This is a genomic window from Streptomyces caelestis, from assembly GCF_014205255.1.
Taxonomy (GTDB): domain Bacteria; phylum Actinomycetota; class Actinomycetes; order Streptomycetales; family Streptomycetaceae; genus Streptomyces; species Streptomyces caelestis.
Genome location: NZ_JACHNE010000001.1, coordinates 3487039 through 3513147 on the forward strand (window position 1 = coordinate 3487039; position 26109 = coordinate 3513147).

Consider the following 26109-nt stretch of genomic DNA (forward strand, 5'->3'; position numbering starts at 1 on the left):
GGAAAATCAGAGCACGGCTGTGGCGAAGCTGACACAAAACCCCCTCATACCGCCTCGGCATAAGGTAGGGGCCATGACAGACCAGGCCCCAGTTGCGGATTCCGGCACTCCGGATATCCCGGGCAAGCCGACTTCGGCGTCCCGCACCACCCTCAGCCACATCATGACCCACAACGACACGAACCTTCTCGGGACGGTGCACGGCGGGGTCATCATGAAGCTGGTCGACGACGCGGCGGGGGCCGTGGCCGGGCGGCACTCCGGCGGGCCGGCCGTCACCGCGTCCATGGACGAGATGGCCTTCCTGGAGCCGGTCCGCGTCGGTGACCTGGTCCACGTCAAGGCGCAGGTCAACTGGACCGGCCGTACTTCCATGGAGGTCGGCGTGCGGGTCCTCGCCGAACGCTGGAACGAGTCGGCCCCGCCCACCCAGGTCGGCTCCGCCTACCTCGTCTTCGCGGCGGTCGACGCCGACGGCAAGCCCCGCCGGGTCCCCCCGGTCCTCCCGGAGACCGAACGCGACAGGCGCCGCTACCAGGAGGCCCAGATCCGCCGTACCCACCGCCTGGCCCGCCGCCGGGCGATCATGGAGCTGCGGGAGAAGCGGGCGGCGGAGGGGTTCGAGGACTGTTCGAGGACTGAGTGAGCCTCCCGCGGTGCGGGAGGCTCACTCGCTCGGGCAGGAGCCTGTTACGGCAGATTGCGCGCCATCACGATGCGCTGAACCTGGTTCGTGCCTTCATAAATCTGCGTGATCTTGGCGTCGCGCATCATGCGCTCCACCGGGTAGTCGCGGGTGTAGCCGTAGCCGCCGAGGAGCTGGACCGCGTCCGTGGTGACCTCCATGGCCGCGTCCGAGGCGAAGCACTTGGCGGCGGCGCCCAGGTAGGTGAGGTCGGCGTCGCCGCGCTCGGAGGCGGCTGCGGCCTGATAGGTCAGGGCGCGGGCGGCCGAGATCTTCATGGCCATGTCGGCGAGCATGAACTGGATGCCCTGGAAGTCGGCGATCGGCTTGCCGAACTGCTTGCGCTCCTTGACGTAGCCCTTGGCGTAGTCGAGGGCGCCCTGGGCGATGCCGAGGGCCTGGGCGGCGATGGTGATGCGGGTGTGGTCGAGGGTCTTCATCGCCGTGGCGAAGCCGGTGCCCTCCTCGCCGATCATGCGGTCGGCGGGGATACGGACGTTGTCGAGGTAGACCTCGCGGGTCGGGGAGCCCTTGATGCCGAGCTTCTTCTCCGGGGCGCCGAAGGAGACGCCCTCGTCGGACTTCTCGACGACGAAGGCCGAGATGCCCTTGGAACGCTTGGCCGGGTCCGTGACCGCCATCACCGTGTAGAACTCGGACTCGCCCGCGTTGGTGATCCAGCGCTTCACGCCGTTGAGGACGTAGTGGTCGCCGTCGCGGACGGCCTTCGTCTTCATGCCGGCGGCGTCGGAGCCGGCGTCCGGCTCCGACAGGCAGTACGAGAACATGCCGTCGCCCTTGGCGAGCGGGGCCATGTACTTCTTCTTCAGCTCCTCGGAGCCGGAGAGGATCACGGGGAGCGAGCCCAGCTTGTTCACCGCGGGTATGAGGGAGGACGAGGCGCAGACTCGCGCGACCTCCTCGATCACTATGACGGTGGCGAGCGCGTCGGCGCCCGAGCCGCCGTACTCCTCGGGTACGTGCACGGCGTGCAGGTCGTTGGCGACCAGCGCGTCGAGCGCCTCCTGCGGGAAGCGGGCCTCCTCGTCCACCACGGCGGCGTACGGCGCGATCTTCGCCTCGGCCAGCGAGCGGACGGCGTCGCGGAGCATGTCGTGCTCCTCGGACGGGCGGTACAGGTCGAAGTCAGCCGATCCGGCCAAGGTCTCTCACGCTCCAAAACGCTGCGACGGTGACGCTAACTACCGTTAAGTAATCAAAAGTTTATGGGGTCGCCCACGGGAGGGATACGTGAGCTGGGCGACAGCGGGAAAGTTGCCCTGTGAAGCGCGCTCCCATGCCCCGGATATGCTCGGGCGCGCACCTGCCGTAGAACCCCTGGAGCACCCATGGCCCTGAAGATCACCGTGATCGGCACCGGTTATCTCGGCGCGACACACGCGGCGGCCATGGCCGAGCTGGGCTTCGAGGTGCTCGCCCTCGACGTCGTGCCCGAGAAGATCGAGAAGCTGGAGCGCGGCGAGGCCCCGATGTACGAGCCGGGCCTCGACGAGCTGCTGCGCAGGCATGTCACCGGTATCGAGGGATCCAGCGGCCGTCTGCGCTTCACTCGGGACTGGGCCGAGATCGGCGCCTTCGGCGATGTGCACTTCGTCTGCGTGAACACCCCGCAGCGGCACGGCGAGTACGCCTCCGACATGAGTTACGTCGACTCCGCGTTCGCCTCGCTCGCACCGCATCTGCACGGTCCCGCCCTGGTCGTCGGCAAGTCGACCGTGCCCGTCGGCACCGCCGACCGGCTGGCGGCCTACCTGTCCGCGCACGCGCCCGCCGGCGAGGACGCCGAGCTGGCGTGGAACCCGGAGTTCCTGCGCGAGGGCTTCGCCGTGAAGGACACGCTGCACCCCGACCGGATCGTGGTGGGCGTGCGCAGCGAGCGGGCCGAGAAGCTCCTGCGGGAGGTGTATGCCACGCCGATCGCCGAGGGCTCACCGTTCGTGGTGACCGACTTCCCGACAGCCGAGCTGGTGAAGACCTCCGCGAACTCCTTCCTCGCCACGAAGATCTCGTTCATCAACGCCATGGCCGAGGTGTGCGAGGCGGCGGGCGGTGACGTCGCCAAGCTGGCGGAGGCCATCGGCTACGACGACCGGATCGGGAAGAAGTTCCTGCGGGCCGGGATCGGGTTCGGCGGTGGCTGTCTGCCGAAGGACATCCGGGCCTTCATGGCGCGGGCCGGTGAGCTGGGTGCCGACCAGGCGCTGACGTTCCTGCGGGAGATCGACTCGATCAACATGCGCCAGCGCGGGCAGATGGTGGAGCTGACCCGGCAGGCGCTGGGCGGCGGGCCGTTCCTGGGCAAGCGGGTGGCGGTGCTCGGCGCGACCTTCAAGCCGGACTCGGACGACGTACGGGACTCGCCCGCGCTGAACGTCGCCGGGCAGATCCACCTCCAGGGCGGCCAGGTCACGGTCTACGACCCCAAGGGCATGGACAACGCCCGCCGCGTCTTCCCGACCCTCGGCTACGCCGACTCGGCGCTGGACGCCGTACGCGGCGCCGACATCGTGCTGCATCTGACGGAGTGGCGGGAGTTCCGCGAGCTGGACGCGGAGGCGCTCGGTGAGGTCGCGGCGGCCCGGATCATCCTCGACGGCCGCAACGCCCTCGACCCGGAGCGCTGGCGCAAGGCCGGGTGGACGTACCGGGCGATGGGGCGGCCGACCGCCTGAGTTCGGCCGATCACCTGAGAAGGCCGCGCCCACCGCCGGCCCGGCCCCCCACGGGCGGCACCGGCGGCGGAAGCGGTGGCGGTGGCGGTGGCGACGAGCAGTGCGCCAGCGTGCAGAACGTGCTCCCGATCCTCCAGCACCTCTACATGGCGCACCAGGAGCGGTCACCGGGCCAGCAGGTGCAGGACGCACTGGCGCTCGACGCGTACATCAAGACACACACGGTGTGGGTCGAGAGCATCCTCAAGCCCGCTGTCTCGGACGGCGGTTCGGTGCTCGACGACACGCTCGGCGTGCTGCTGAACCCCGACAGCTACGTGGCGACGCACACGGTCTGGGCCGGGCAGATGCTCACGCCCACGACGGACTTCCTCACGAACAACTGCTGACGCGGTCCGCGACAAACAGGGTGGACGCCGCTCCGGCCGGGGCTCAGCCGGCCGGAGCGGCGCCCGCTCCATTCTCCACACCCTGGCCATGCTTCGGGAACCGCTTTCCAAGGAGACCGGGATGACGACCGTCACCCTGCCCACCGCCCCTCCCCCGCCCCACTCGCGCGACGGCGCCAGCCGCCCCCTCGATCCCCTGCTCGTGCTGACCGGCATCGTCGCCGGTGTCGCGGTGCTGTGCCTGCTCCTGGTCGGCTCCCGGGCGTCCGCTCCCCAGGCGCCCCGGACCGCCCGGGCGCCCCGCGAGGAGGAGGCGTAGGTCAGCCCTTCGCCCGGTAGCGGCGCATCTTCGCCCGGGCCCCGCAGACCTGCATCGAGCACCAGCGGCCGCGGCCGGCCGGGCTGCGGTCGTAGTACGCCCAGAGGCAGTCGGCGGCCTCGCAGGCCTTGAGCCTGCTCCAGGTGCCCGCGACCAGCGCCTCGGCGACGGCGGCTGCGACACGGGAGAGCAGGGGGCCCTCGTCGGCCGGGGCGAGGGTCGCCGAGCCGTCCCGCCGGTCGACCGCCACCAGCAGCGGCGCCCCGGCCAGCAGTTCGCCCAGCGGGGTCACCTCGCGGTGCGGCGGGTGGCCCGCGTGGGCGAGCAGGACCACGCGCAGGGACTCGCGCAGGGCGCGGGCGTCCTCGGCCTCGTCCCGCGTGACCCCGAAACGCGCGCGGCCCTCCGCCGTGTCCAGCGAGTCGGCGCCCGACCCGATGTCCAGGGTGTTCACCAGGGCCTCGACCAGGGCCAGGCCGCCGGGCGCGGGCGATCTCTCCGTCATGGCTGGACCGTACCTCCCGGATTTCCCCTTGCGAGGTTACCCCCAATGGGCCAGCATAGAGTAACGGTTACCGGTTACCCGGGCTGTGTAGGTAACACTGAGGGGTAACAGCCGCTTCAAGGAGGAAGTCATGGCTCTCGCCAAACTGGGTGTCGTCGTCCTGGACTGTCCCGACCCGCGTGCACTGGCCGGCTTCTACGCCGAGGTGCTCGGCGGCACTCCCACGGTGGAGGCCGACGACTCGGGCGAGTGGATCGACCTGAAGGTGCCGGGCGGGCCGGCGCTGGCCTTCCAGGAATCCCCGGGGTACGTACCGCCGAAGTGGCCGTCGCCCGACGGCTCGCAGCAGTTCCATCTCGACCTGGACGTGGAGGACCTGGACGCGGCCGAGAAGGGCGTGCTGGCGCTCGGCGCGAAGCCGCTGGACGCCGAGGACCGGACGCGGACCTTCCGGGTTTACGCCGATCCGGCCGGGCACCCGTTCTGCCTCTGCGCCGGCTGACACCGGGAGGCCCCATGCCTGCTGTGGCACGTTTCCGTTCCGTCGTCGTCGACTGCCCCGACCCGCGCGAGCTGGCCCGTTTCTACGCGCAGGTCGGGGGAGGCACGCCCGAGGACGACGACCCCGACTGGGTGGTGCTGCGGATCCCCGACGGGCCGCGGCTCGCCTTCCAGCGCTCGCCCGGGTTCACCCCGCCGGAATGGCCCCGGTCCGACCGCAACGCCCAGCAGTTCCACCTGGACTTCGACGGCGGGTCGACCTGGGAGGAGATCGACGCGGCCGAGGAGCGGGTGCTGTCATTGGGGGCGCGGGTGCTGGACCGGGAGGACTACGAGAAGAAGGACTTCCGGGTGTACGCCGACCCGGCGGGGCATCCGTTCTGCCTGTGCCGGATCGAGCACACCGCCTGAGTCACCGGCCCGTCACCCGTCCAGCTCGGAAATGGTCGCCGCCGACGGCTCGCGTCGCTGCTGGGCGGCGCGCGCGGTGAAGTCGGCGCCGCGCAGCACCCGCTGGACGTTTCCCCAGGTCAGAAGGGCCACGTCGGCCTCGTCCCAGCCGCGCCGCAGCAACTCGGCGATCAGCCGCGGGTAGCAGGAGGTGTCGCCGAGCTCCTGCGGGTGGGCCGAGCCCGAGTCGTACGTGCCGGACAGCCCGACGCTCTGTGCACCGGCCACGGCCCGGATGTGGTCGAGATGGTCGGCGACGTCGCGGACGGTCGGGCCGGTCTGCTCGGCGGTCAGCGGCACCATGCACAGCCCCTTGGCCGCGCCCAGCTCCGCCAGCAGGTCGTCGGGGAGGTTGGCCGGGTGGGGGCGCAGGGCGCGGGCGGCGGAGCGGCTGCACAGCACGGGCGCCCGGGAGAGCCTCAGGACCCGGCGGACGGTCGACGCGGAGGCACCGGAGAGGTCCACGATCACGCCGAGCCGGTTCATCTCGCGCACGACCTCCTCGCCGAACCGCGTCAGCCCCGCTTCGCTCGCCCAGGACACGCCGTTCAGCGACAGTACGCGCAGGCCGAGGAAGTGCAGCTGACGCAGGATGCCCAGCGAGTCGCCCATGGCCGGGGCCCCGGCGGGCCCGAGGAGCACGGCGACGCGGCCGCAGTTGCGGGCGTCCGCGACCTGCCCCGCCGTCCAGGCCGGCCGCAGTCCCTCGCCGCAGGTCCGGGCGACGGCCTTGGCCAGGTCCAGCTGCTCCAGGGTGGCACCCACGGCCCGGTCGCCGTCCAGGCCCTCGGGCAGGTGCAGCGACCAGAACAGCGCGCCCACATGCCCGCGGCGCAGGCGGGGCACGTCCGTGTCGACCGTGCTCTCGCCCTCCTCCAGGTCGTAGTAGGGCAGTCGCTTCAGCGCCCAGGGCAGTTCGTTGTAGCCGTCGGCGACGGGGTGGGCGGCGAGGATGGTGTGGGCCCGGTTCATCGGCTCGTCGTCCGGGTCGGAGACGGGCTCGTAGGGCTCCGCCGCCATGACGACCTCGTCCGGGTACGGCTCGGCCAGGTCGTCGAACTCACCGACTGCGGCGGTCGTGCGCAGGTCGTCCTGGAGGTCTGCCATGGCGGCTCCGTACGGTCGTTCGTGAGGTACGGTCACCGTCGCACAGAGCGCTGAGGGGTTCCTGGTGGGCGGGGCGTTCGGGGTACGGTCCCGGCCGCGCGCGGCGACGCCCTCAGGGCAGCCGGGCCGCCTCGATCACCTCGTCCAGCGTGTCCCGGGAGCGGACCAGGTCGGCGATCATCCGGTCGATGCGGGCACGCTCGGTACTGAGTTCGGCGACCAGGTTGGGCGTGGCGCGGACCGAGGGCCCGCCGTCCGTGTCCCGCATGCACGGCAGCAGCTGGACGATCTTCTCGCTGCACAGTCCCGCCGCGAACAGCTCCTGGATCCGGATGACCCGGTCCACGGCCGCCTCCGGGTACTCCCGGTGCCCGCCGGGCGTCCGCTCGGCCGTGAGCATCCCCTGCTTCTCGTAGTAGCGCAGCGACCGCTCGCTCACGTTGGTGCGCCGGGCCAGTTCACCGATCCGCACGTCCCACTCCCGGACTTGAATCTGCCATCCATGTCAGGTTTTAGCGTACGGGCATGACGCAGCACACGACAGCACTCTTCGAACCGGCTCGTCTGCCCGGGCTGGACCTGCCCAACCGTCTGGTGATGGCCCCGCTGACCAGGAACCGGGCCGAGGCCGACGGCACGCCGACCCCGCTGATGGCCACGTACTACGTCCAGCGCGCCTCCGCCGGGCTGATCATCGCCGAGGCCTCGACCCCGAACGCGGTCGGGCAGACGTACCCGAACATCACCGCCGTCCACAGCCCGGCGCACGTGGCCGGCTGGCGTCGGGTCACGGACGCCGTGCGGGACGCGGGTGGCCGGATGTTCCTGCAGCTCCAGCACGGCGGCCGGGTCGGCCACCCCGCGACCAGCGGGCTGACGCCGGTCGCGCCCTCGCCCGTCCCCCTCCCCGAGACGATCTTCACACCGGAGGGTCACCGGTCGGCCGTGGTGCCGAGGGAGATGACCGCCGAGGACATCCGCACCACCATCGCCGACTTCGCGCAGGCCGCCCGCAACGCGCTGGACGCCGGGTTCGAGGGGGTGGAGGTGCACTCCGCCAACGGCCATCTGCTGCACCAGTTCCTCTCCCGCAACACCAACCTCCGCACCGACGGCTACGGCGGGCCGGTCGCCGCCCGGATCCGGTTCACGGCCGAGGTGACCGAGGCGGTGGCCGCCGAGATCGGGGCCGAGCGCGTGGGTCTGCGGGCCTCCCCCGGCCACACCGTCAACGGCATCGAGGAGGGCGAGACCGAGGAGATCTACCCGGCGCTCGTCGAGCGGCTCGGCGGGCTGGGGCTCGCCTACCTGCACCTGGGGTACGCCGACCCGGACACGCCGGTGTTCCGGAAGGTGCGCGCCGGCTGGCCCGGGGTGATCGTCGCCAACCCGGTGCTGAAGGAGATCTCCACGGACGCCGTGCACCGGGCCTCCGAGGCGCTGCTGGCCGCCGGGGCCGACCTGATCGCCCTCGGCCGGCCCTTCCTCGCCAACCCCGACCTGGTGACCCGGCTGCGGCACGGGGCGCCGCTGAACGCGATGCGCGACCGGTACTTCATGTACGTGGGCGGGGCGACCGGCTACACCGACTACCCCACCCTCGACGCTCAGCCGTCGAGCGACTCGATCGTGGCGTTGGACGGCGGCCGCGTGGCCTGAAGCCCGCGGGCCACGTCCTCGGCCGCGTCCAGCACCCGTACCGCGTTCTTCCAGGTGAGCTTCGCCAGGTCGGCCTTCGACCAGCCGCGGTCCAGCAGCTCCGCGATCAGGTTCGGGTAGCCGGAGACGTCGTCCAGGCCGTCGGGTGTGAAGGCCGTGCCGTCGTAGTCGCCGCCGATGCCGAGGTGGTCGACGCCGGCCACCTCGCGCATGTGGTCCAGGTGGTCGGCGACCGTCGCCACCGTCGCGACGGGGCGCGGGTGCCGTTCCTCGAAGGCGCGGTGGATCTTCATGGCCTCCGCGGTGGTGTCGAGGTGGTGGAAGCCGTGGGCGCGCATGTTCTCGTCGGCCTCGGCGGTCCAGTCGACGGCGGCCTGGAGCACGAACTTCGGCACGAACGTCACCATCGCGACGCCGCCGCCCGCGGCCAGCCGCTCCAGGACGTCGTCCGGGATGTTGCGCGGGTGGTCGCACACGGCCCGCGCGGAGGAGTGGGAGAAGATCACCGGGGCGGAGCTCGCGTCGAGCGCGTCCCGCATGGTCGTCGCGGCCACGTGGGAGAGGTCCACGAGCATGCCGAGCCGGTTCATCTCCCGTACGACCTCCCGGCCGAACGCGGTGAGGCCGCCGGCCCGCGGCTTGTCGGTCGCGGAGTCCGCCCAGTCCACGTTGTCGTTGTGGGTGAGGGTCAGATAGCGCACGCCGAGCCGGTACAGCCCGCGCAGGGTGCCCAGGGAGTTGGCGATGGAGTGGCCGCCCTCCGCGCCCATGAGGGAGGCGATCCGGCCCTCCCGGCGCGCGGCCTCCATGTCGGCGGCCGTCAGCGCGGGCCGCAGGTCCTCCGGGTGCCGGTCGATCAACTGCCGTACGCAGTCGATCTGTTCGAGTGTGGCCGCGACCGGGTCCGGCGAGTCCGTGCGGACGTACACCGACCAGTACTGCGCACCGACCCCGCCCGCGCGCAGCCGCGGGATGTCGGTGTGCAGGTGGGCGCTCTGGTCGGCGGCGACATCGCGGGCGTCGAGGTCGTAGCGGACCTGCTCGCGCAGCGCCCAGGGCAGGTCGTTGTGCCCGTCGGCGACGGGGAACTCGGCGAGCAGCGTGCGGGCGTCGTCGAGGGACGTCATGGAATCACTTCCCGAAGCCGAAACCGCCGTTTGCGCCCTCGACCTTGGAGCGCAGGCGCTTGCCCTTCTCGGTGGCCTGGTCGTTCAGCTCCTGCTGGAACTCGCGCATGCGGGCGCGGAGTTCCTCGTCGTGCGCGGCGAGGATCCGGGCCGCCAGCAGGCCGGCGTTGCGGGCACCGGCGACGGAGACCGTGGCGACGGGGACACCGGCCGGCATCTGCACGATCGACAGGAGGCTGTCCATGCCGTCGAGGTACTTCAGCGGCACGGGCACGCCGATGACCGGCAGCGGCGTCACGGAGGCGAGCATGCCGGGCAGGTGGGCGGCGCCACCTGCCCCGGCGATGATCACCTTGAGCCCGCGCCCGTCGGCCTGCTCGCCGTACGCGACCATCTCGCGCGGCATGCGGTGCGCGGAGACGACATCCACCTCGTAGGCGATCTCGAACTCGTCGAGGGCCTTGGCGGCGGCCTCCATGACGGGCCAGTCGCTGTCCGACCCCATGACGATGCCAACAACAGGGCTCATTCGGTGATGGTGCCTCTCAGGTAGCCGGCTGCGTGACGGGCGCGCTCCAGCACGTCGTCCAGGTCGTCGCCGTAGGTGTTGACGTGGCCGACCTTGCGGCCGGGCTTCACGTCCTTGCCGTACATGTGGATCTTGAGCTGCGGGTCGCGGGCCATGCAGTGCAGGTACGCGGAGTACATGTCCGGGTAGTCGCCGCCGAGGACGTTGACCATGACGGTCCACTCGGCGCGCGGGCGCGGGTCGCCGAGGGGCAGGTCCAGGACCGCCCGGACGTGGTTGGCGAACTGGCTGGTGACGGCGCCGTCCATCGACCAGTGGCCGGAGTTGTGCGGGCGCATGGCGAGTTCGTTGACGAGGATGCGGCCGTCGCGGGTCTGGAACAGCTCGACGGCGAGGTGACCGACGACGCCGAGCTCCTTGGCGATGTTCAGCGCCATCTCCTCGGCCCGCAGGGCGAGGCCCTGGTCGAGGCCGGGGGCGGGCGCGATCACCGTGTCGCAGACGCCGTTCACCTGGCGGGACTCGACGACCGGGTAGGCGACGGCCTGTCCGTGCGGGGAGCGTACGACGTTGGCGGCGAGCTCGCGGAGGAAGTCGACCTTCTCCTCGGCGAGCACGGGGACACCGGCCTTGAACGGGTCGGCGGCCTCCTCGACGGAGTCGACGACCCACACGCCCTTGCCGTCGTAACCGCCGCGGACGGTCTTGAGGACGACGGGGAACCCGTCGCCCTCGGCGGCGAAGGCCACGACGTCCTGCGGATCGGAAACGATTCTGTGTCTGGGGCAGGGCACGCCGATCGCGTCGAGCTTCGCGCGCATCACGCCCTTGTCCTGGGCGTGCACGAGCGCGTCGGGGCCGGGGCGCACGGGGATGCCGTCCGCCTCCAGGGCCCTGAGGTGCTCGGTGGGCACGTGTTCGTGATCGAAGGTGATCACGTCGCACCCGCGTGCGAAGGCGCGCAGCGTCTCCAGGTCGCGGTAGTCGCCTACGACGACATCGCTCACGACCTGCGCAGCTGAGTCCTGCGGGGTGTCACTGAGAAGCTTGAACCTGATGCCCAGCGGGATGCCTGCTTCGTGTGTCATACGAGCGAGCTGGCCCCCGCCGACCATGCCGACTACCGGGAACGTCACTCCCCCAGGGTATCGGCCGCGCCGAGGTGGCCGGTTTCCTGCCCCTCCCCGGTCCTGCCCGGACCATCTCCGGCCCTCCACCGGTGTCCGCAGGAAGATCGCGCGGGAGGGTGGTTAGCATGGCTGGGTTGACGCCAACCACGGACGGGGGCCTGCACGACCATGGAACATGGTGCTTCGCGGCTCCGACGGTTCCTCCACGAAGTCGCCAGGTTCGGCGCGGTGGGCGGTGTCGGAGTGCTCGTCAACCTCCTCGTGTTCAACCTGGTACGGCATGTCACCGACCTGCCGGTGGTGCGCGCGAGCGTCATCGCGACCGTCGTGGCGATCATCTTCAACTACGTCGGCTTCCGCTACTTCACGTACCGCGACCGCGACAAGACCCGCCGTACGCGGGAGATGTCCCTGTTCCTGCTGTTCAGCGCGGTCGGGCTGGTCATCGAGAACGGCGTCCTGTACGCGGCCACGTACGGCTTCGGCTGGGACACGCCGCTGCAGAACAACATCTTCAAGTTCCTCGGCATCGGCATCGCCACGCTGTTCCGCTTCTGGTCGTACCGCAGCTGGGTGTTCCGCGCCCTTCCGCCCCGTGAGGCGGTGGCGGACGCGGAATCGGTCCTGAAGAGCGAACGGACCAGGCGGTCGCGGGCCGGGCAGCGGGTGCCGTAGGCCGGTCGTGAGCCGCGTCAGCGGATCATCGGCTCGTTCTCGCCGCCCTGGGACTTCCGGACGGGCGTGCGGGACAGGAACAGGGCGAACACCGGGGGCTTGGTCTGGAGCATCTCCAGGCGGCCGCCGTCCGCTTCCGCCAGGTCGCGGGCCACGGCCAGGCCGATGCCCGTGGAGTTGCGGCCGCTGATCGCCCGCTCGAAGATGCGTGCGCCGAGGTCGGCGGGGACGCCGGGGCCCTCGTCCGTGACCTCGATGACGGCCTGGTTGCCGGTGACACGGGTGCGCAGCGCCACCGTGCCGCCGCCGTGCATCAGAGAGTTCTCGATCAGCGCGGCCAGCACCTGTGCGACCGCTCCGGGTGTGCCCACGGCCTCCAGATGCCGCTTGCCGGAGCTGACGATCGCCCGGCCCGCGCTGCGGTAGGCGGGACGCCACTCGGCGAGCTGCTGCTGGATGACCTCGTCGAGGTCGAAGGTGACGGCGGAGCCGGTGCGCGGGTCGCGGGAGTTCGTCAGCAGCCGCTCCACGACGTCCGTGAGCCGCTCGACCTGGGTCAGCGCGATCGTCGCCTCTTCCTTCACCGTGTCCGGGTCGTCGGTGAGGGTGATCTCCTCCAGCCGCATCGACAGCGCCGTCAGCGGCGTCCGCAGCTGGTGAGAGGCGTCCGCGGCCAGCCGCCGCTCGGCGGTCAGCATGCGCGCGATGCGCTCGGCCGAGCCGTCCAGCACGTCCGCCACCCGGTCCAGCTCGGGCACGCCGTACCGCTTGTGCCGGGGGCGCGGATCGCCCGAGCCGAGCCGCTCGGCCGTCTCCGCGAGGTCGGTCAGCGGCGATGCCAGCCGGTTCGCCTGGCGCACGGCCAGCAGCACCGCGGCCACCACCGCCAGCAGCGCGACCAGGCCGATGATCAGCAGGGTGCGGCCGACCTCCCGGGTCACCGAGGAGCGCGGCTCCTGGACCGTGACGGTCTCGCCCTCCTCGCCGGGCTCGGTCGCGCTGATCACGTCGCCGGACGGCTTGGAGCCGACCTCGATGGGCTCCTCCCCGGGGATCCGGATCACCGCGTAGTAGCGGTCCTGCGTGACCTGCTTGCGCAGCACCTCCGCGTCGACCTGCTGGGCGACGAAGAGCCGGCTGTCGACGATGCTGGCCAGCCGGACCGCCTCGGACTCCACCCGCTCCTGGGCGCTGTTGCTGATCGTCTTGGTCTCGACGATGACGAGGGAGACGCCGAAGACGGCGATCACGACGAGCACCACGGCGAGCGTGGACTGGATCAGTCGGCGGCGCATGTCCTGTTACCCGTGCCTACCCGTGCCTGTCCCGCGGCTCAGCTCTTCTCGAAGCGGAAGCCCACACCGCGCACGGTGGCGATGTAGCGGGGGTTGGCCGCGTCGTCGCCGAGCTTCTTGCGCAGCCAGGAGATGTGCATGTCGAGGGTCTTGGTCGACGACCACCAGGTCGTGTCCCAGACCTCGCGCATCAGCTGGTCGCGGGTGACGACCCGGCCCGCGTCGCGCACCAGCACCCGCAGCAGGTCGAACTCCTTGGCGGTGAGCTGGAGCTCCTCCTCGCCCATCCAGGCGCGGTGCGACTCGACGTCGATCCGCACGCCGTGCGTGGCGGGCGGCTGCTGCGGCTCGGCGGCGCCGCGGCGCAGCAGGGCGCGGACGCGGGCGAGCAGCTCGGCGAGCCGGAACGGCTTGGTGACGTAGTCGTCGGCGCCCGCGTCGAGCCCGACGACGGTGTCCACCTCGTCGGCGCGCGCGGTCAGGATGAGGATCGGGATGCTGTGGCCTTCGCCCCGCAGGCGACGGGCCACCTCCAGACCGTCCATGCCGGGCAGACCCAGGTCGAGCACGACCAGGTCGACGCCGCCCTGCATTCCGGCGTCGAGAGCGGTGGGTCCGTCCTCACGCACTTCGACCTCGTAGCCCTCCCGGCGCAGAGCACGGGCCAGCGGCTCCGAGATGGACGCGTCGTCCTCGGCGAGCAGTACACGGGTCATGAGGTGATGGTAGACCTGCAAGGCCCTGAGCTGGGGTGTGACCGGAAGCCTTGATTCTTACCCGTGGCATACCCGTTTCTTACGTTCCGCTGGAACGCTGACAAACCTCTGACTGTAGGGTGCGATCCGGTTAAGGACCTTGGAAAAAGGGCTTACGGTTCCCCCGACACCTGTGATTAGTGTCTCAAGTCCTTCCATATACGGCGGTGTCCTGCCGTATGGTGAATCAACGCCTGTTAGCACCACGGCGACCTTCGGAGGCTGATTGCCCCTGGAGGTCTCTTTTGTGTGCGGGCTGGTTCCGGCCGGCCCCGAACCTGAAACGACCTGTGGCCGGGCCTCGTCGTGCGGATACGCGCGTAGAGGCGTGGATCCCGGTGGCGACCGCCCACCGCTCCGTGACCCGGAGCGGACCCCCGTAGGCGTCGGGCGGACGGCCGTACGCACCGGTGCCGGCAGCCCCCACCGGGCGCACCACCGCTGCCGCGGAGCGCGTCCCGACCAGCAAGGAACGACCATGGCGTCCAGCCTGACGAAGGACTCGGCCCGTCCGGGCACCCCCGGTACCGAGAAGACCTTCTTCGGCCACCCCCGCGGACTGGCCACTCTGTTCATGACCGAGATGTGGGAGCGCTTCAGCTTCTACGGCATGAGGGCCCTGCTCGTCGTCTACCTGCTCTCCGGCGGCCCCGACGCCAAGAAGGGCAGCATGGGCGGCGGTCTCGGCATGGACCTCGCCACCACCACGGCGATCTACTCGGTCTACCTGTCGATGGTGTACCTGCTCGCCATGCCCGGCGGCTGGCTCGGCGACCGGGTCTGGGGTCCCCGCAAGACGGTGACGATCGCGGCCCTCACGATCATGTCGGGACACCTGGTCCTGGCCCTGCCCGGCGGCCAGGCGCCCTTCTTCGCCGGTCTGGCGCTGGTGGCACTGGGCTCCGGCCTGCTCAAGGCCAACATCTCCACCATGGTCGGCCACCTCTACGACGGCCCGGACGACCCGCGTCGTGACGGCGGCTTCACGATCTTCTACATGGGCATCAACATGGGTGCCTTCTTCGCGCCGCTGATCATCGGCACGGTCGGCCAGCAGGTGAGCTGGCACCTCGGCTTCGGCCTGGCCGCGGTCGGCATGGGCATCGGCCTGGCGGCCTTCCTCATCGGCACCCGGAACCTGAGCCCGCAGAGCAACATCGTGCCCAAGCCGCTGGCGGCCGAGGAGCGCGCGTCCTGGCTGCGCAAGGGCCTGATCTGGCTGGCCGTCGCGGCGGTCTTCTACGGCGTCGTCGGCTTCACCGGTCACTTCACCCTCAACTGGGCGATGATCCCGCTCACGGTGATCGGCCTGGTCATCCCGGCCGGCGTGCTGATCCGCATCAAGCGGGACAAGGAGCTCAGCGCGGTCGAGCAGTCGAAGATGACCGGCTACATCTGGTTCTTCGTCGCCGCCGCCGTGTTCTGGATGATCTACGACCAGGGCGGTTCCACGGTCCAGGCGTTCGGCGAGACGAAGGCCTCCGGTTCGCTGCTCGGCTTCGACTTCCCGTCCTCCTGGTACCAGTCGCTGAACCCGGTGTTCATCATGGCGCTGGCCCCGGTCTTCGCCTGGTTCTGGCTGTGGCTGAACCGCAAGGGCAAGGAGCCGAGCACCGTCGCCAAGTTCGCCGCGGCGCTGTTCTTCATCGGCGTCTCGTTCTTCTTCTTCCTGCTGCCGCTGGGCATGGCCGACGGCGACACGCTGGTCAGCCCGATGTGGCTGGTGGGCATCTACCTGATCCAGACCGTCGGTGAGCTGTGCATCTCGCCGGTCGGCCTGTCGGTGACGACGAAGATGGCCCCGGCCAAGTACGCCAGCCAGATGATGGGCGTCTGGTTCCTCGCGGTCACGGCGGGCGACTCGGTGACGGGTCTGCTCTCCAACCCGGCCGTCGGAGGCGTCGACCTGAGCGGCACCGGCGCGGTCGCGGTGGAGGCGGTGCTCGCCGCCCTGGCGGGTTTCGCGGTGTACATGTACCGCAGGAAGGTCAAGGCGCTGATGGGCGACGTCCACTGACCCACCCGACCGGACCCTGACGAACGGGCCGCCGCACCTCGACGGTGCGGCGGCCCTTCTCATGCCCTTGCCTCATCCCCTTGTGCCCTTGTTCCTCATGCCCTCGTCTCGCGTCGTCGATCCCGGCGGTCCGGCGTCAGGGGCGACCCACGGCAGGTCCGGGGGCCGTCGTGCGGCGGGCAGGCGCGGGCCCGGGCGGCGGGGCGGGCGGGCCGCGTGGACGGCGTGACGGGGGTGTACGTGGTCCACGACGGCCAGGCCGGCGCGGAACAGCGCAGCCGGGACGACCAGGCAGACGAGCACCCAGAACAGGGTCACGCCCCACGGACGCCCCACGCCCCAGGGATGTTCGGAGAGGACCTTGCCGCCGTACTTCAGGGACACGGTGTAGTCGCCGTGCGCCCCGGCCGCGAGTTCCACGGGCAGTTCGATGCGCGCCTTCCCGCCGGGCCGGATGGTGCCGCGCCAGCGCTGGTCCTGCCACCGCGGGGCGAACACGCCGTGGGAGGTGCCGACCTGGAAGACCGGGTCCTTCACGGGGGACGTCCCGACGTTCCCGACGGTGACCACGAGCGTCCGGGCGGGCGGGGAGCCGAACCAGGTCAGCAGCCCGCCGGCGCCGCGCAGCCGGGCGTCCGCGAGCAGGGACAGCCGCCCGCCGGCCCGGTCGGCGGGCAGCGGCTCGACCGCGTGCCCGGCGACCTGGAGGACGGCGTCGGCCTCGGTCCTGGCCCCGGTCGCCGTCGCCACGTGCACCACGCAGGGGCACGGCACGGGCGGTTCCACGACGGGCAGTTCGCGGCGGAAGCGCCCCTCGGCGTCGGTGGTGACGGCCCGGCCGTCGGCGTTGGCGCAGGAGTTGGTGCCGCCGGTCACGCCCCGGGACGGCTCGGCCTGCCCGCAGACCAGCAGCGTCAGCAGGGCACGCGGCCGCCAGCCGCTTCCGGTGACGGTGACCGAACCGCCCGTCCCGGCCTGGGCCTTGGACAGCTCGACGACGGGCCGGTCCACCGCCCCGGCGGGCCCGGCGCCCGCCAGAGCCAGCAGGAGCACCAGCAGGACCGGCAGCGACAGGTACGGAACACGGACGACGTACGGCATCGGCGGCTCCAGGCGTCGTACGGGGGACTGCTCAGGGGCGTGCTCGCGCCCCCTGGTGGCGTCGTGTCAGCCACAGGGCGCCCGCCGCGCCGGCGAGCAGGAGCGTCCCGCCGAGGGTGCCGAGGGCCACGGCCGAGTCCGCCGGGCCGGTCTGCGGGAGCTCGGCGCCGGATCCGGATCCCGAGCCGGAGCCGCCGCCCTGGGTGGAGCCGGTGGCGCCGCCGCCGCTCGCGGCCGTGACGTCGAGGGTCAGGGACGGGTCCGGGTCGTTCGTCGGCGTGCACGTGGTCGTCGTACCGAGGGCCTTGATGGTGAGCACACCCGCCGTGAAGGTGACCTCGCCGCTCTTCTTCGGCGTGTACGTACCGCTCAGGTCGTTGATCTTGATCGGTGTGTTGGCGGGGAGCGCGGCGTCGTTGGCGGGGCCGGTCACCGTCAGGGTGCCGCTGTCCGCGCCGCCCAGGGCGATGGTGGCGCTCGGGGTCATCGCTCCCTTGCCCAGTTCGACCGGGCTGGAGGAGACGCCCTTCTGCCAGGACATGGTGATCCGGTAGCCGCTGCCGCTCCTGACGCCCTTGATGTCGATGGGCGAGACGGCGCTCTTGTCGCCGATCGGCGTCTTGCACTGGTAGTTGACGTCGACGACCTCGGCCCGGGCGGTGGGGGCGGCCATCAACACCGCCGAGCCGGCCAGGGCCGCGGCGGACGCGAGCACGGCGGTTCGATTCCGGTACGACACGGTGCCGCTCCCCTTCCTGTTCCTGACGGGGTATCAGATCGGGCCGTCAAGGTACGCCCGGGGCGTCGAGGAAGGAAGACACAGTGCGCGCCGGATCCGTGGCGATCCGGCGCATGGTGAGCGTCGGGCGGAGGCGCCATGGGGGCAGCCAGGCATGCAGGGACGCACCAAGCGGCAAACCGCCCGCTCGCCCTTCACCCGAACGGCCGACGACGGATCAGGCGGGGGCTCCCAGTTCGGCCCACACCGTCTTGCCGGCGACTCCCGGTGTGCGGAAGACGCCCCAGTCCAGGCACAGCCGCTGGACGATGAACATGCCGTGGCCGCCCGGGCGGCCGGCCCGGTGCGGCGTGCGGGGTGACGGCTGGCCGGTGCCCTGGTCGGCGACCTCGATGCGGATCACCTTGTTGTCGCAGGTGATCCGCAGCTGGTCCGGCCCCTCGGCGTGCAGACAGGCGTTGGTGACCAGCTCGGAGACGACAAGCAGCACGTCCTCCGCGGCGGCCCGCTGGTCCGCGGAGGCGGCCGGGAGCCAGCCCCACGCGTACAGCGCCTGGCGGGTGAAGTCGCGGGCGAGCGGAACGACACCGCTCGCCCCCTCGAAGCTCAGCCGGCGCACCTGCCGGCCCCCCGGCGGCGCCGTCGTTCCGGACGGCGCGGCCACGCCCTCGCCGGACGCATCGCCCGCGGGCACGCCACCCTCGGACGCCCCGGAAGCGCCGCTGGGCTCCGGCCCGCGGTCGCCCGGCGAGTAGGGCCGGGTGGTGCTCATCAGCGCTTCACCTCACCGATTCACCAGTTCACAATTCAGAAAATCCACTACACAGTCAGTCACGCAGCACGCGGCACGACGGTTTCGCGGCGCCCTCGCCGCCCTGGTTGCCGACCGTTTCAGCATGTCTCCTGCCCGGGCGGACCGGCAGAACACCCCCGGATTCGACGCGAATGGCGTGACGGGGATAGGACACCGGTCACAGGGGGATGGCCGAGGCTCGGCGCGCCGACGCACCGCCGGTCAGCCCGACTCGTCGGCCAGGGCCGCCTCGAGCGTGTCATGGACGCTGAAAACCGCATCCGCACCGGTGATCTCGAACACGCGGGCCACTACCGGCTGCATCCCGGCGAGTGTCACGCCACCACCGGCGGCCTCAGCCTTCAGTCGCGCGCCAAGGAGCACGTTGAGCCCCGTGGAGTCACAGAACTCCAGCCGCGCGCAGTCGATGACCAGGCGCTTGAATCCCTTGGCGAGGCAGTCCTCGAGTGGCTCACGCAACAGATCGGCGGTGTGGTGATCCAACTCACCCGCCGGGGTCACGACGGCGTTAGAGCCCTCTTCCCGCACCTCCACCAGAAGCCGGCCAGACTGTGCGCTGCCGACTGTCCCGCGGTCCATGCCGTCTCTCTCTCCCGACGTCGTGGCTGCCTGCTGACGTCCACGAACACTACGCCTTCCTCACACGCTTCGACACCCGAACAACTGCACACAAACGGACATATGCGCACAGAATGCACTTGCGGTGGCCTCGGGAAAGCGGGTAGGCCTAGTAAGAACACGTAACCGACACGGCCGGCTTTGGAGGCGCCGCACACCGCAGTGCACGTACTGGCCCCGGCAGCCATATGCCGAGAACGATGGAGGACATCATGTCACCCCGGCTCGACGCATCGCGTACCCACAAAGCGACGTCGACACCCCCTCCGGAACATCTGGATCCCATCAATCAGGCTGAGACGCTCGTCACACCGGACGACCTTCTCGCCGGACTTCCGGACATCCCCCCGTACGAGGAAGTCGACGCGGTCGACGCGCGGGCGCTGTCCAAGACCCTCTTCGAGCGCCTGGAGTCGCTGGAGGAAGGCACCCACGAGTACTCGTACGTCCGCAACACGCTCGTCGAACTGAACCTCGCGCTGGTCAAGTTCGCCGCCTCCCGGTTCCGCTCCCGCAGCGAGCCGATGGAGGACATCATCCAGGTCGGCACCATCGGCCTGATCAAGGCGATCGACCGCTTCGAGCTGTCCCGGGGTGTCGAGTTCCCCACGTTCGCGATGCCGACCATCGTCGGCGAGATCAAGCGCTTCTTCCGCGACACCTCGTGGTCCGTGCGCGTTCCGCGGCGGCTCCAGGAACTGCGGCTCGACCTGGCCAAGGCCGGTGACGAGCTGGCCCAGAAGCTGGACCGCGCCCCGACGGTGGCCGAACTGGCCGAGCGCCTCGGCATCTCCAACGACGAGGTCGTCGAGGGCATGGCCGCGTCGAACGCCTACACCGCCTCCTCGCTCGACGCCCAGCCGGAGGAGGACGACTCCGAGGGCGCGCTCGCGGACCGCATCGGCTACGAGGACCACGGGCTCGAAGGCATCGAGTACGTCGAGTCGTTGAAGCCCCTGATCGCCGAACTTCCGCCGCGCGACCGGAAGATCCTGTCGCTGCGCTTCGTCGCGGGCATGACCCAGTCGGAGATCGGCGAGGAACTGGGCATCTCCCAGATGCACGTGTCGCGGCTGCTGTCGCGGACGCTGGTACGGCTGCGCAAGGGGCTGACCGTCGAGGAGTGATCCTCACCGCGCGACCTGTACGAGTGACGCCGGCCTTCGGGGGGCGGACCGAACGGTCCGCCCCCGGGCGCGTTTCCTGCGGGCCTCAGCTCGCCCGCTGCTCCTTCACCAGCCGCTTCGCGCGGTCGCGCCGGGACGGGGCCAGCACGTCCACCGTCACGCCGGCGCCCTCGCCGGGCGTGACCTCGGCCAGCCGCAGCCGGTCGGCGAGCTCACGGACCGACGCGTCGTCCGGGCCGCGGTCGATGGAGAACAGCGACTCGTCGACCGGGTCGTCGTCGCCGCCCCAGCGCACCACGCCCCCGCAGTCGGCGAGGATGTCGCGCACCGTCAGCACCTGGAGCGGGAAGAGGCTGCCGCTCGCGCCCGCTCCCGGGCGGATCCGCACCGCGGTGCCCGAAGCGAGGTTGGACTCCGGCTCGTCCTTCTTCAGACCGTCGATCCGCTGCCGGCCCGCGAGGTCCACGCGGGGCAGCCGCTCGACCTCGTAGTGGTAGCGCCGCACGACGTGGAGCAGGATCGCCTCCACGTCACCGATCCGGATGTCGACCTCCAGGCCGGTGCCGGAGACGGAGCGCGTCCAGACGGTGGAGACGTGGTTGGCCTGCTTCTCCAAGGCCAGCCGTTGGCGGAGGTGGGGGCCTTCTTTTGTGCGCTCACTGGGAGGTTCGCGGGGGCGGCCGTGGCGGCGGACGGGGTGATGGAGCCGACGGCCGCAGCGGCCGTGATCACCCCGGCGGTCTTCACCAGGGTCCGTCTCGATACGGCGTTGCGCATGTCGTGCTGCACGTCTGCTGTTCCTTTCTCAGGTGATGAGGATGAGGACGACCGTCGGGAGGCAGGGGGCCAGCACGCTCAGCAGCCAGTACGTACGCGGAGCCAGCGCCGTCCGGCGCCGGAGGGGACTGTTGGCCAGCCACCAGATCAGGCCGAACAGCGTGACGACGGGAATGACGATCACCAACCAGAGCGCCATCCCGTCGTTCTCCGTCGGTTCCCGCACCGTCAGCCCGAGTTCGGCGAGCGGCCAGTTCACCGCGAGGTACCACAGCAACCAGATCGGCACCACTGCCGGGATTCCGAGCAGCAGGTTCACCAGGAGCGGTGCCGACCAGTGCTTTGCCATCCGTCCCACTCCTCCGTACGCGTAGGTCGTCAGTTGCCGCGCGACAGCGCGTTGTAATTCTCCAGCACGCGGTACAGAACGATCAGCTCGCGGCCGTACTGGGCGGCTGCGTCACCGGTCCCGTTGTACCGGGCGAGCAGGGCCTGGGTGTCGGCGAGGCTGGTGGTCAGGCTCGGCCGGGCGATGCCGAGCTGGTGGGCGTTGTAGACCGTCAGGTACGCGACCGAGCGAACGTTGTACTCCTGGTCGTCGTGGAGCTTGTTCCACACATCCCGCTTGTCCGCGTCGGTCAGCGGTGCGCCGTTGATGATGCCCTGCTGCATGCAGTAGTTGCGGGCGTCGATGGTGACCGGGGCCCAGATCTGTCCCCAGCCGGTGCTGCAGTCCTCGGCCGCGCCCGACATCACGGCCGCATCGGACGCGAAGTCCCTCGGGTTGAGCTTGCGCAGCTCCCACAGCACGGGGGCCTGGATGAGAGCCTTGCGGAGCTTGAGCTGACGGGCCAGCGCGGTGAAGAGCCAGTCCGCGTCCACCACGGCGTTGAAGGCCTCCGTGTTGGAGATGCCGCCCAGGGTGGCCCAGTCCTTGTCGGTCCAGCCGTCCCCGCCGGTCTCGGGGACACCGACCGACTCCAGGTAGGTCTTCACGTCCTGGAGCATCATGCTCCGATAGGCGTCCTTGTCGAGGTTCGTGTCCAACCCGCCGAGTTCGGCCCCGGGGTTGAAGTCGCTCTGCCCGAAGTCCCGCCGGACACGATGTTGTTGTCGATCTCGATCAGACCGGCGCCCGAGCACGGTATGGAAATCGTGCACAACCCTCCGGAGGCGTTTCGTTGGTCAGAGCACCCGCTCACCGCGCCGCCAGACTCCGGTGACCAGCGGGACGCCCGGCCGATAGGCCAGGTGGACGTGGCTCGGGGCGTCGAGGAGCATCAGGTCGGCGTACGCGCCCGGGGTGAGGCGGCCGATGTCGGTGCGCCGGAGGGCCGCGGCGCCGCCCGCCGTGGCCGACCAGACGGCCTCGTCCGGGGTCATGCCCATGTCCCGTACGGCGAGCGCGACGCAGAACGGGACGGACGAGGTGAAGGACGAGCCCGGGTTGCAGTCGGTGGAGAGGGCCACGGTGACGCCCGCGTCGAGGAGGCGGCGGGCGTTCGGCCACTCGGCTCGGGTGGAGAACTCGGCGCCGGGGAGGAGCGTGGCGACCGTGCGGCTGTTCGCCAGGGCGTCGATGTCCTCCTCCGTCAGGTGGGTGCAGTGGTCGGCGCTGGCCGCGTCGAGTTCGACGGCGAGTCGCACGCCCGGGCCGTACGAGAGCTGGTTGGCGTGGATGCGGGGGTGCAGGCCGCGTGCCGTGCCGGCGGTGAGGATCGCGCGGGCCTGGTCGCCGTCGAAGGCGCCCTTCTCGCAGAAGACGTCGATCCAGCGGGCGTACGGGGCGCAGGCGTCGAGCATCTCGCCCGTGACGAGGGCGACGTAGGCGGCCGGGTCCTGAGCGAACTCGGGGGCGACGATGTGGGCGCCGAGGTAGGTGACCTCGGCGGTGTGGCGGGAGGCGACGCGCAGGGCGCGGGACTCGTCCTCGGTCGTGAGGCCGTAGCCGGACTTCGTCTCGAAGGTGGTGGTGCCCTGGCGGAGGGCCTCGGCGAGGTAACGGGTGAGGTTCGCTTCCAGTTCCTCGTCGGTGGCGGCCCGGGTGGCCGCCACGGTCGTGCGGATGCCGCCCGCGCTGTACGGCCGCCCCGACATCCGGGCGTTGAACTCCTGCGTCCGGTCGCCCGCGAAGACGAGGTGGGAGTGGGAGTCGACGAAGCCGGGGAGGACCGCCCGGCCGCCGGCGTCGACCCGATTGTCAGTGGCGGGTGCTTTGCTTTGATCACCGGTCCACGCGATGCGGTCGCCTTCGATGACGACGGCCGCGCCCTGGATCAGTCCGAGGGGGGTTCCGTCACCTAGGGAGGGGTCGTTGGTGACCAAGGCTGCGATGTTGGTGATGAGCGTGCTCGCGGTGCTCGCGGAGTGGGCGGGGCTGACGGTCGTCGCGTTGCTCATGGCGTCCTTGGTGGCCTGGTCGGCGGTGGGGTCGGGTTCGGGGGCCGGCCGCTCGGAGGAGCGGCCCGGGGTCATCCGCGCAGGGCTCCGACGGCGTCCGCGAGGGCTTTCGGCACGTCCGGTACGAGGCGGTGGACCCCGTCCCGTACGACGTGCCGGCCTCCGACGACCGTATGCGACACGTCTGCTGCCGACGCGGCGAATACGGCCGTCTCGGCCCCGAGCCGCGGAAGCGGCCCTGCCGTCCTGACCGAGTCGAGCGCGATCGTCGTGAAGTCGGCGAGCGCGCCGGGCTCCAGGGCGCCCGCGTCCTGCCAGCCGAGTGCCGAGTGCCCGTCCGCCGAGGCGGCCCGCAGGAGGGCTGCCGCCGTCCAGTGTCCTCGGGTACGGGTGCGCAGGCGCTCGTTCAGCTCCATGGCGCGGGCCTCTTCGAGCAGGTCGATCACGGCGTGGCTGTCGGAGCCGAGGGAGAGCGGCGAGCCCGCCCGCTGCAGGGCGACGGCGGGCCCGATGCCGTCGGCGAGGTCCCGCTCGGTGGTGGGGCACATGCAGGTGCCGGTGCCGCTGCCGCCGATGAGGGAGATGTCCTCTGCGGTCAGGTGGGTGTTGTGGACGCCGGTGGTGCGCGGGCCGAGCACGCCGTGGTCGGCGAGCAGCCGGGTGGGGGTGCGGCCGTGGGCCTGGCGGCAGGCGTCGTTCTCGGCCGTCTGTTCCGACAGGTGCACATGGAGCGGGGCCCGCCGCTCCTCGGCCCACCGGGCGACGGTCGCCAGCTGGTCGGCGGGCACGGCCCGCACGGAGTGGATCGCCGCTCCGATCCGCGCGTGATCTCGTTCCTTGAGAACTGAACAGCGTTCGGCCCAGGCGTCCGCCGTGCCGTCGGAGAAGCGGAGCTGAGGGGCGGTGGGCGGCTGTCCGAAGCCGGAGGAGAGATAGGCGGTGTCCAGGAGGGTGATGCGGATCCCGGCTTCGGCGGCGGCCGCGATCAGGGCCTCGCCCATCGCGTTGGGGTCGGCGTACGGGGTGCCGCCGGGGGCGTGGTGGACGTAGTGGAACTCGCCGACCGCCGTGATGCCGGCCAGGGCCATTTCGGCGTACACGGCGCGGGCGAGGGCGTGGTAGCTGTCCGGGGTGAGCCGGGCGGCCGTGGCGTACATGACCTCGCGCCAGGTCCAGAAGGTGCCGGAGCCGACCTGGACGGTGCCGCGCAGGGCGCGGTGGAAGGCGTGGCTGTGGGCGTTGGCCAGCCCGGGCAGGGTGAGGCCGCGCAGGACCTCGGCGCCGGGGGGCGGGGTGGGGGTGTCGGGGCGGACGGCGGCGATGCGGCCGTTCCGGACGTCGAGGGCCACGCCCGGCTCGATGGGGGTCCCCCCTGCTCGAGCGGAGCCGAGAGCTTGGGGGAGGGTGCCGAGCCAGGCGTGCTCCAGCCAGTACGTGCGCGTGGCTGCTGTGGTCACCTGCACGCCAGTCCTTCCAGTACGTCGGCGAGTGCGAGCACCCCGGCCACGCAGTCGTCCTCGGCCGCGAACTCGGCCGGTGAGTGGGAGACGCCGGTGGGGTTGCGCACGAACAGCATGGCCGTCGGGATGCTCCCGGACAGGATCCCGGCGTCGTGTCCGGCGCCGGTGCCCAGGACGGGGACGGTGAGGCCGGTGTCCTTGCCGAGGATGCGGGCGAGTTCGTCGCGCAGGGCGTGGTCGAACTCGACGACGGGGGTGAACGACTCGCGCACGACGGCGAGATCGACACCATGGGCGGCGGCGTACTCCCCGGCCGCCTTCTCGACGCCGGCGACCACGGCGTCCAGGCTGTCCTGGTCGGCCGCGCGGGAGTCGAGCCAGCCGCGCACCAGGGAGGGGATGGCGTTGACGCCGTTCGGCTCGACGGCGATCTTGCCGAAGGTGGCGACGGCACCGGCGAGTTCGGCCTCGCGGCGGGCGGCGAGGACGGTCTCCGCGTAGGACAGCATGGGGTCGCGCCGGTCGGCGAGCCGGGTGGTGCCGGCGTGGTTGGCCTCGCCCCGGAAGTCGAACCGCCACCGGCCGTGCGGCCAGATCGCGCTGGCGACGCCGACCCGGTCGCCGGACAGGTCCAGAGCCCGGCCCTGCTCGACGTGCAGCTCGACGAAGGCGCCGATGCGGGCGAGCCGCTCGGGGTCGGGCCCGATGGCGTCGGGGTCGTATCCGGCGGCCTCCATGGCTCGCGGCAGCGTCACGCCCTCGCCGTCCGTGAGCCGGTGCGCCTGCTCGCGGGTGAGCTGCCCGGCGGTGAGCCGGGACCCGACACAGGCGAGCCCGAACCGGGCGCCCTCCTCGTCCCCGAAGTTCACGATGCCGAGGGGCCGGGTGAACCGCGCGCCCCGGCCGCGCAGTTCGTCCAGCGCGGCGAAGGCGGACACGACTCCGAGGGGGCCGTCGAAGGCTCCGCCGTCCGGCACGGAGTCGAGATGCGACCCGGTGACGACGGCGTCCCCGTGGGCCGGGTCACCGAGCCAGGCCCACTGGTTCCCGTTCCGGTCGACCTCGTAGCGCAGCCCCCGGGCAGCGGCCTGCCCTTCGAACCAGGCCCGGCAGTCACCGTCGACACCGGTCCAGGCGAAGCGGCGATAGCCGTGGGAGGCGGGGTGCCGGCCGAGGGGGAGCAGGTCACGCCACATCTGGTGGAAGGAGGCGCCGACCGGCTGTGGGCGATCTCCCT

29 protein-coding genes are annotated in these 26109 nt (G+C 71.2%); 10 read left to right on the plus strand and 19 right to left on the minus strand.

All coding sequences use genetic code 11. The features are described 5' to 3' along the window. Window positions 1-73 precede the first annotated feature (73 nt). A complete protein-coding gene (locus HDA41_RS15675; RefSeq protein WP_184984448.1) occupies window positions 74-646 on the plus strand; it encodes an acyl-CoA thioesterase in 573 nt (190 codons plus the stop codon). Window positions 647-690: 44 nt separating this feature from the next. On the opposite strand, the gene HDA41_RS15680 is transcribed toward HDA41_RS15675, so the two are convergent. Further along, window positions 691-1848, minus strand: a complete 1158-nt coding sequence (locus HDA41_RS15680) for an acyl-CoA dehydrogenase (protein ID WP_268251538.1) — start codon at window positions 1846-1848, stop codon at window positions 691-693. A 186-nt stretch (window positions 1849-2034) separates the two neighbouring features. On the opposite strand from HDA41_RS15680, the gene HDA41_RS15685 reads away from it, so the two are divergent. From HDA41_RS15685 to HDA41_RS15695, 3 genes are all read left to right on the plus strand, one after another. Further along, on the plus strand, window positions 2035-3378 hold the full coding sequence (locus HDA41_RS15685; RefSeq protein ID WP_184984450.1) for a UDP-glucose dehydrogenase family protein: 1344 nt from the start codon (window positions 2035-2037) through the stop codon (window positions 3376-3378). A gap of 110 nt (window positions 3379-3488) precedes the next feature. Then, the gene (locus tag HDA41_RS15690) at window positions 3489-3767 is read left to right on the plus strand and encodes a hypothetical protein (protein WP_230299724.1); all 279 of its coding nucleotides are present in this window, start codon (window positions 3489-3491) and stop codon (window positions 3765-3767) included. A 121-nt stretch (window positions 3768-3888) separates the two neighbouring features. After that, window positions 3889-4086, plus strand: a complete 198-nt coding sequence (locus tag HDA41_RS15695; RefSeq protein WP_184984452.1) for a hypothetical protein — start codon at window positions 3889-3891, stop codon at window positions 4084-4086. 1 nt (window position 4087) lies between these two features. Here HDA41_RS15695 and HDA41_RS15700 read toward each other — a convergent pair whose 3' ends face one another. Continuing rightward, entirely contained in the window at window positions 4088-4591 is a 504-nt protein-coding gene (locus tag HDA41_RS15700; protein ID WP_184984454.1) for a CGNR zinc finger domain-containing protein, read from the minus strand. Between the two features lie 130 nt (window positions 4592-4721). On the opposite strand from HDA41_RS15700, the gene HDA41_RS15705 reads away from it, so the two are divergent. Then, complete coding sequence (locus HDA41_RS15705) at window positions 4722-5093, plus strand: VOC family protein (protein WP_184984456.1); 372 nt, start codon at window positions 4722-4724, stop codon at window positions 5091-5093. A 14-nt stretch (window positions 5094-5107) separates the two neighbouring features. Next, window positions 5108-5503 carry a VOC family protein gene (locus HDA41_RS15710; RefSeq protein WP_184984458.1) on the plus strand — a complete coding sequence of 132 codons (396 nt, stop codon included), beginning with the start codon at window positions 5108-5110 and terminating at the stop codon, window positions 5501-5503. Between the two features lie 12 nt (window positions 5504-5515). On the opposite strand, the gene HDA41_RS15715 is transcribed toward HDA41_RS15710, so the two are convergent. Then, window positions 5516-6649: a dipeptidase gene (locus tag HDA41_RS15715; RefSeq protein WP_184984460.1), complete on the minus strand. Its 1134-nt coding sequence runs from the start codon at window positions 6647-6649 to the stop codon at window positions 5516-5518. 112 nt (window positions 6650-6761) lie between these two features. Further along, window positions 6762-7121, minus strand: a complete 360-nt coding sequence (locus HDA41_RS15720; RefSeq protein ID WP_184984462.1) for a MerR family transcriptional regulator — start codon at window positions 7119-7121, stop codon at window positions 6762-6764. Window positions 7122-7174: 53 nt separating this feature from the next. Here HDA41_RS15720 and HDA41_RS15725 point away from each other — a divergent pair, with 53 nt between their 5' ends. Then, window positions 7175-8308, plus strand: a complete 1134-nt coding sequence (locus HDA41_RS15725; RefSeq protein WP_184984464.1) for an alkene reductase — start codon at window positions 7175-7177, stop codon at window positions 8306-8308. On the opposite strand, the gene HDA41_RS15730 is transcribed toward HDA41_RS15725, so the two are convergent. Genes HDA41_RS15730 through HDA41_RS15740 form a run of 3 tightly spaced genes read right to left on the minus strand, consistent with a single transcriptional unit; the run spans window position 8257 to window position 11100 of the window. Next, complete coding sequence (locus tag HDA41_RS15730; protein WP_184984466.1) at window positions 8257-9435, minus strand: dipeptidase; 1179 nt, start codon at window positions 9433-9435, stop codon at window positions 8257-8259. The genes HDA41_RS15725 and HDA41_RS15730 overlap by 52 nt on opposite strands. Window positions 9436-9439: 4 nt before the next feature. Continuing rightward, the gene (gene purE / locus HDA41_RS15735) at window positions 9440-9964 is read right to left on the minus strand and encodes a 5-(carboxyamino)imidazole ribonucleotide mutase (protein WP_078945455.1); all 525 of its coding nucleotides are present in this window, start codon (window positions 9962-9964) and stop codon (window positions 9440-9442) included. Then, window positions 9961-11100, minus strand: coding sequence for a 5-(carboxyamino)imidazole ribonucleotide synthase (locus HDA41_RS15740; RefSeq protein ID WP_184984468.1), 1140 nt, complete (start codon window positions 11098-11100; stop codon window positions 9961-9963). The genes purE and HDA41_RS15740 overlap by 4 nt, the downstream gene beginning before the upstream one ends. Before the next feature lie 162 nt (window positions 11101-11262). On the opposite strand from HDA41_RS15740, the gene HDA41_RS15745 reads away from it, so the two are divergent. Then, the gene (locus HDA41_RS15745) at window positions 11263-11769 is read left to right on the plus strand and encodes a GtrA family protein (RefSeq protein WP_184984470.1); all 507 of its coding nucleotides are present in this window, start codon (window positions 11263-11265) and stop codon (window positions 11767-11769) included. A gap of 17 nt (window positions 11770-11786) precedes the next feature. Here HDA41_RS15745 and HDA41_RS15750 read toward each other — a convergent pair whose 3' ends face one another. Beyond that, window positions 11787-13064 carry a sensor histidine kinase gene (locus tag HDA41_RS15750; protein ID WP_184984472.1) on the minus strand — a complete coding sequence of 426 codons (1278 nt, stop codon included), beginning with the start codon at window positions 13062-13064 and terminating at the stop codon, window positions 11787-11789. Between the two features lie 38 nt (window positions 13065-13102). Continuing rightward, on the minus strand, window positions 13103-13780 hold the full coding sequence (locus HDA41_RS15755; protein ID WP_010034575.1) for a response regulator transcription factor: 678 nt from the start codon (window positions 13778-13780) through the stop codon (window positions 13103-13105). A 517-nt stretch (window positions 13781-14297) separates the two neighbouring features. Here HDA41_RS15755 and HDA41_RS15760 point away from each other — a divergent pair. Continuing rightward, window positions 14298-15836, plus strand: coding sequence for a peptide MFS transporter (locus HDA41_RS15760; RefSeq protein ID WP_184984474.1), 1539 nt, complete (start codon window positions 14298-14300; stop codon window positions 15834-15836). A gap of 72 nt (window positions 15837-15908) precedes the next feature. Here HDA41_RS15760 and HDA41_RS15765 read toward each other — a convergent pair whose 3' ends face one another. The 4 genes from HDA41_RS15765 to HDA41_RS15780 form a co-directional block, all read right to left on the minus strand. Beyond that, window positions 15909-16937: a hypothetical protein gene (locus HDA41_RS15765; protein ID WP_230299723.1), complete on the minus strand. Its 1029-nt coding sequence runs from the start codon at window positions 16935-16937 to the stop codon at window positions 15909-15911. Between the two features lie 31 nt (window positions 16938-16968). Next, window positions 16969-17676 (minus strand): LPXTG cell wall anchor domain-containing protein, encoded by a 708-nt coding sequence (locus HDA41_RS15770; protein ID WP_184984476.1) that lies wholly within the window; start codon window positions 17674-17676, stop codon window positions 16969-16971. A gap of 217 nt (window positions 17677-17893) precedes the next feature. Continuing rightward, window positions 17894-18448, minus strand: coding sequence for an ATP-binding protein (locus HDA41_RS15775; RefSeq protein WP_184984478.1), 555 nt, complete (start codon window positions 18446-18448; stop codon window positions 17894-17896). A gap of 243 nt (window positions 18449-18691) precedes the next feature. Continuing rightward, window positions 18692-19069, minus strand: coding sequence for an STAS domain-containing protein (locus HDA41_RS15780; RefSeq protein ID WP_184984480.1), 378 nt, complete (start codon window positions 19067-19069; stop codon window positions 18692-18694). Window positions 19070-19320: 251 nt separating this feature from the next. Here HDA41_RS15780 and HDA41_RS15785 point away from each other — a divergent pair, with 251 nt between their 5' ends. Continuing rightward, window positions 19321-20235, plus strand: coding sequence for an RNA polymerase sigma factor SigF (locus HDA41_RS15785; RefSeq protein WP_376706792.1), 915 nt, complete (start codon window positions 19321-19323; stop codon window positions 20233-20235). Window positions 20236-20320: 85 nt separating this feature from the next. Here HDA41_RS15785 and HDA41_RS15790 read toward each other — a convergent pair whose 3' ends face one another. From HDA41_RS15790 to HDA41_RS15815, 6 genes are all read right to left on the minus strand, one after another. Next, window positions 20321-20851 (minus strand): hypothetical protein, encoded by a 531-nt coding sequence (locus HDA41_RS15790; RefSeq protein ID WP_230299728.1) that lies wholly within the window; start codon window positions 20849-20851, stop codon window positions 20321-20323. Between the two features lie 189 nt (window positions 20852-21040). Further along, complete coding sequence (locus tag HDA41_RS15795) at window positions 21041-21361, minus strand: hypothetical protein (RefSeq protein ID WP_184984484.1); 321 nt, start codon at window positions 21359-21361, stop codon at window positions 21041-21043. Between the two features lie 29 nt (window positions 21362-21390). Continuing rightward, window positions 21391-22059, minus strand: a complete 669-nt coding sequence (locus HDA41_RS15800) for a hypothetical protein (RefSeq protein WP_230299722.1) — start codon at window positions 22057-22059, stop codon at window positions 21391-21393. Between the two features lie 138 nt (window positions 22060-22197). Further along, window positions 22198-23487 (minus strand): imidazolonepropionase, encoded by a 1290-nt coding sequence (hutI, locus tag HDA41_RS15805; RefSeq protein ID WP_184984486.1) that lies wholly within the window; start codon window positions 23485-23487, stop codon window positions 22198-22200. Beyond that, on the minus strand, window positions 23484-24875 hold the full coding sequence (locus HDA41_RS15810; RefSeq protein ID WP_376706793.1) for a formimidoylglutamate deiminase: 1392 nt from the start codon (window positions 24873-24875) through the stop codon (window positions 23484-23486). Before HDA41_RS15810 ends, hutI begins: the two co-directional genes overlap by 4 nt. Then, a complete protein-coding gene (locus tag HDA41_RS15815) occupies window positions 24866-26068 on the minus strand; it encodes an allantoate amidohydrolase (RefSeq protein WP_184993426.1) in 1203 nt (400 codons plus the stop codon). The genes HDA41_RS15810 and HDA41_RS15815 overlap by 10 nt, the downstream gene beginning before the upstream one ends. Window positions 26069-26109: the final 41 nt, after the last annotated feature.

Excerpts from the sequence above, each read along its gene's own strand:
- HDA41_RS15675 (WP_184984448.1), top strand. The coding sequence starts at position 74 with ATGACAGACCAGGCCCCAGTTGCGGATTCCGGCACTCCGGATATCCCG.
- HDA41_RS15685 (WP_184984450.1), top strand. The coding sequence starts at position 2,035 with ATGGCCCTGAAGATCACCGTGATCGGCACCGGTTATCTCGGCGCGACA.
- HDA41_RS15695 (WP_184984452.1), top strand. The coding sequence starts at position 3,889 with ATGACGACCGTCACCCTGCCCACCGCCCCTCCCCCGCCCCACTCGCGC.
- HDA41_RS15700 (WP_184984454.1), bottom strand. The coding sequence starts at position 4,591 with ATGACGGAGAGATCGCCCGCGCCCGGCGGCCTGGCCCTGGTCGAGGCC.
- HDA41_RS15705 (WP_184984456.1), top strand. The coding sequence starts at position 4,722 with ATGGCTCTCGCCAAACTGGGTGTCGTCGTCCTGGACTGTCCCGACCCG.
- HDA41_RS15710 (WP_184984458.1), top strand. The coding sequence starts at position 5,108 with ATGCCTGCTGTGGCACGTTTCCGTTCCGTCGTCGTCGACTGCCCCGAC.
- HDA41_RS15715 (WP_184984460.1), bottom strand. The coding sequence starts at position 6,649 with ATGGCAGACCTCCAGGACGACCTGCGCACGACCGCCGCAGTCGGTGAG.
- HDA41_RS15725 (WP_184984464.1), top strand. The coding sequence starts at position 7,175 with ATGACGCAGCACACGACAGCACTCTTCGAACCGGCTCGTCTGCCCGGG.
- HDA41_RS15730 (WP_184984466.1), bottom strand. The coding sequence starts at position 9,435 with ATGACGTCCCTCGACGACGCCCGCACGCTGCTCGCCGAGTTCCCCGTC.
- purE (WP_078945455.1), bottom strand. The coding sequence starts at position 9,964 with ATGAGCCCTGTTGTTGGCATCGTCATGGGGTCGGACAGCGACTGGCCC.
- HDA41_RS15745 (WP_184984470.1), top strand. The coding sequence starts at position 11,263 with ATGGAACATGGTGCTTCGCGGCTCCGACGGTTCCTCCACGAAGTCGCC.
- HDA41_RS15750 (WP_184984472.1), bottom strand. The coding sequence starts at position 13,064 with ATGCGCCGCCGACTGATCCAGTCCACGCTCGCCGTGGTGCTCGTCGTG.
- HDA41_RS15755 (WP_010034575.1), bottom strand. The coding sequence starts at position 13,780 with ATGACCCGTGTACTGCTCGCCGAGGACGACGCGTCCATCTCGGAGCCG.
- HDA41_RS15760 (WP_184984474.1), top strand. The coding sequence starts at position 14,298 with ATGGCGTCCAGCCTGACGAAGGACTCGGCCCGTCCGGGCACCCCCGGT.
- HDA41_RS15765 (WP_230299723.1), bottom strand. The coding sequence starts at position 16,937 with ATGCCGTACGTCGTCCGTGTTCCGTACCTGTCGCTGCCGGTCCTGCTG.
- HDA41_RS15775 (WP_184984478.1), bottom strand. The coding sequence starts at position 18,448 with ATGAGCACCACCCGGCCCTACTCGCCGGGCGACCGCGGGCCGGAGCCC.
- HDA41_RS15780 (WP_184984480.1), bottom strand. The coding sequence starts at position 19,069 with ATGGACCGCGGGACAGTCGGCAGCGCACAGTCTGGCCGGCTTCTGGTG.
- HDA41_RS15785 (WP_376706792.1), top strand. The coding sequence starts at position 19,321 with ATGTCACCCCGGCTCGACGCATCGCGTACCCACAAAGCGACGTCGACA.
- HDA41_RS15795 (WP_184984484.1), bottom strand. The coding sequence starts at position 21,361 with ATGGCAAAGCACTGGTCGGCACCGCTCCTGGTGAACCTGCTGCTCGGA.
- hutI (WP_184984486.1), bottom strand. The coding sequence starts at position 23,487 with ATGACCCCGGGCCGCTCCTCCGAGCGGCCGGCCCCCGAACCCGACCCC.
- HDA41_RS15815 (WP_184993426.1), bottom strand. The coding sequence starts at position 26,068 with ATGTGGCGTGACCTGCTCCCCCTCGGCCGGCACCCCGCCTCCCACGGC.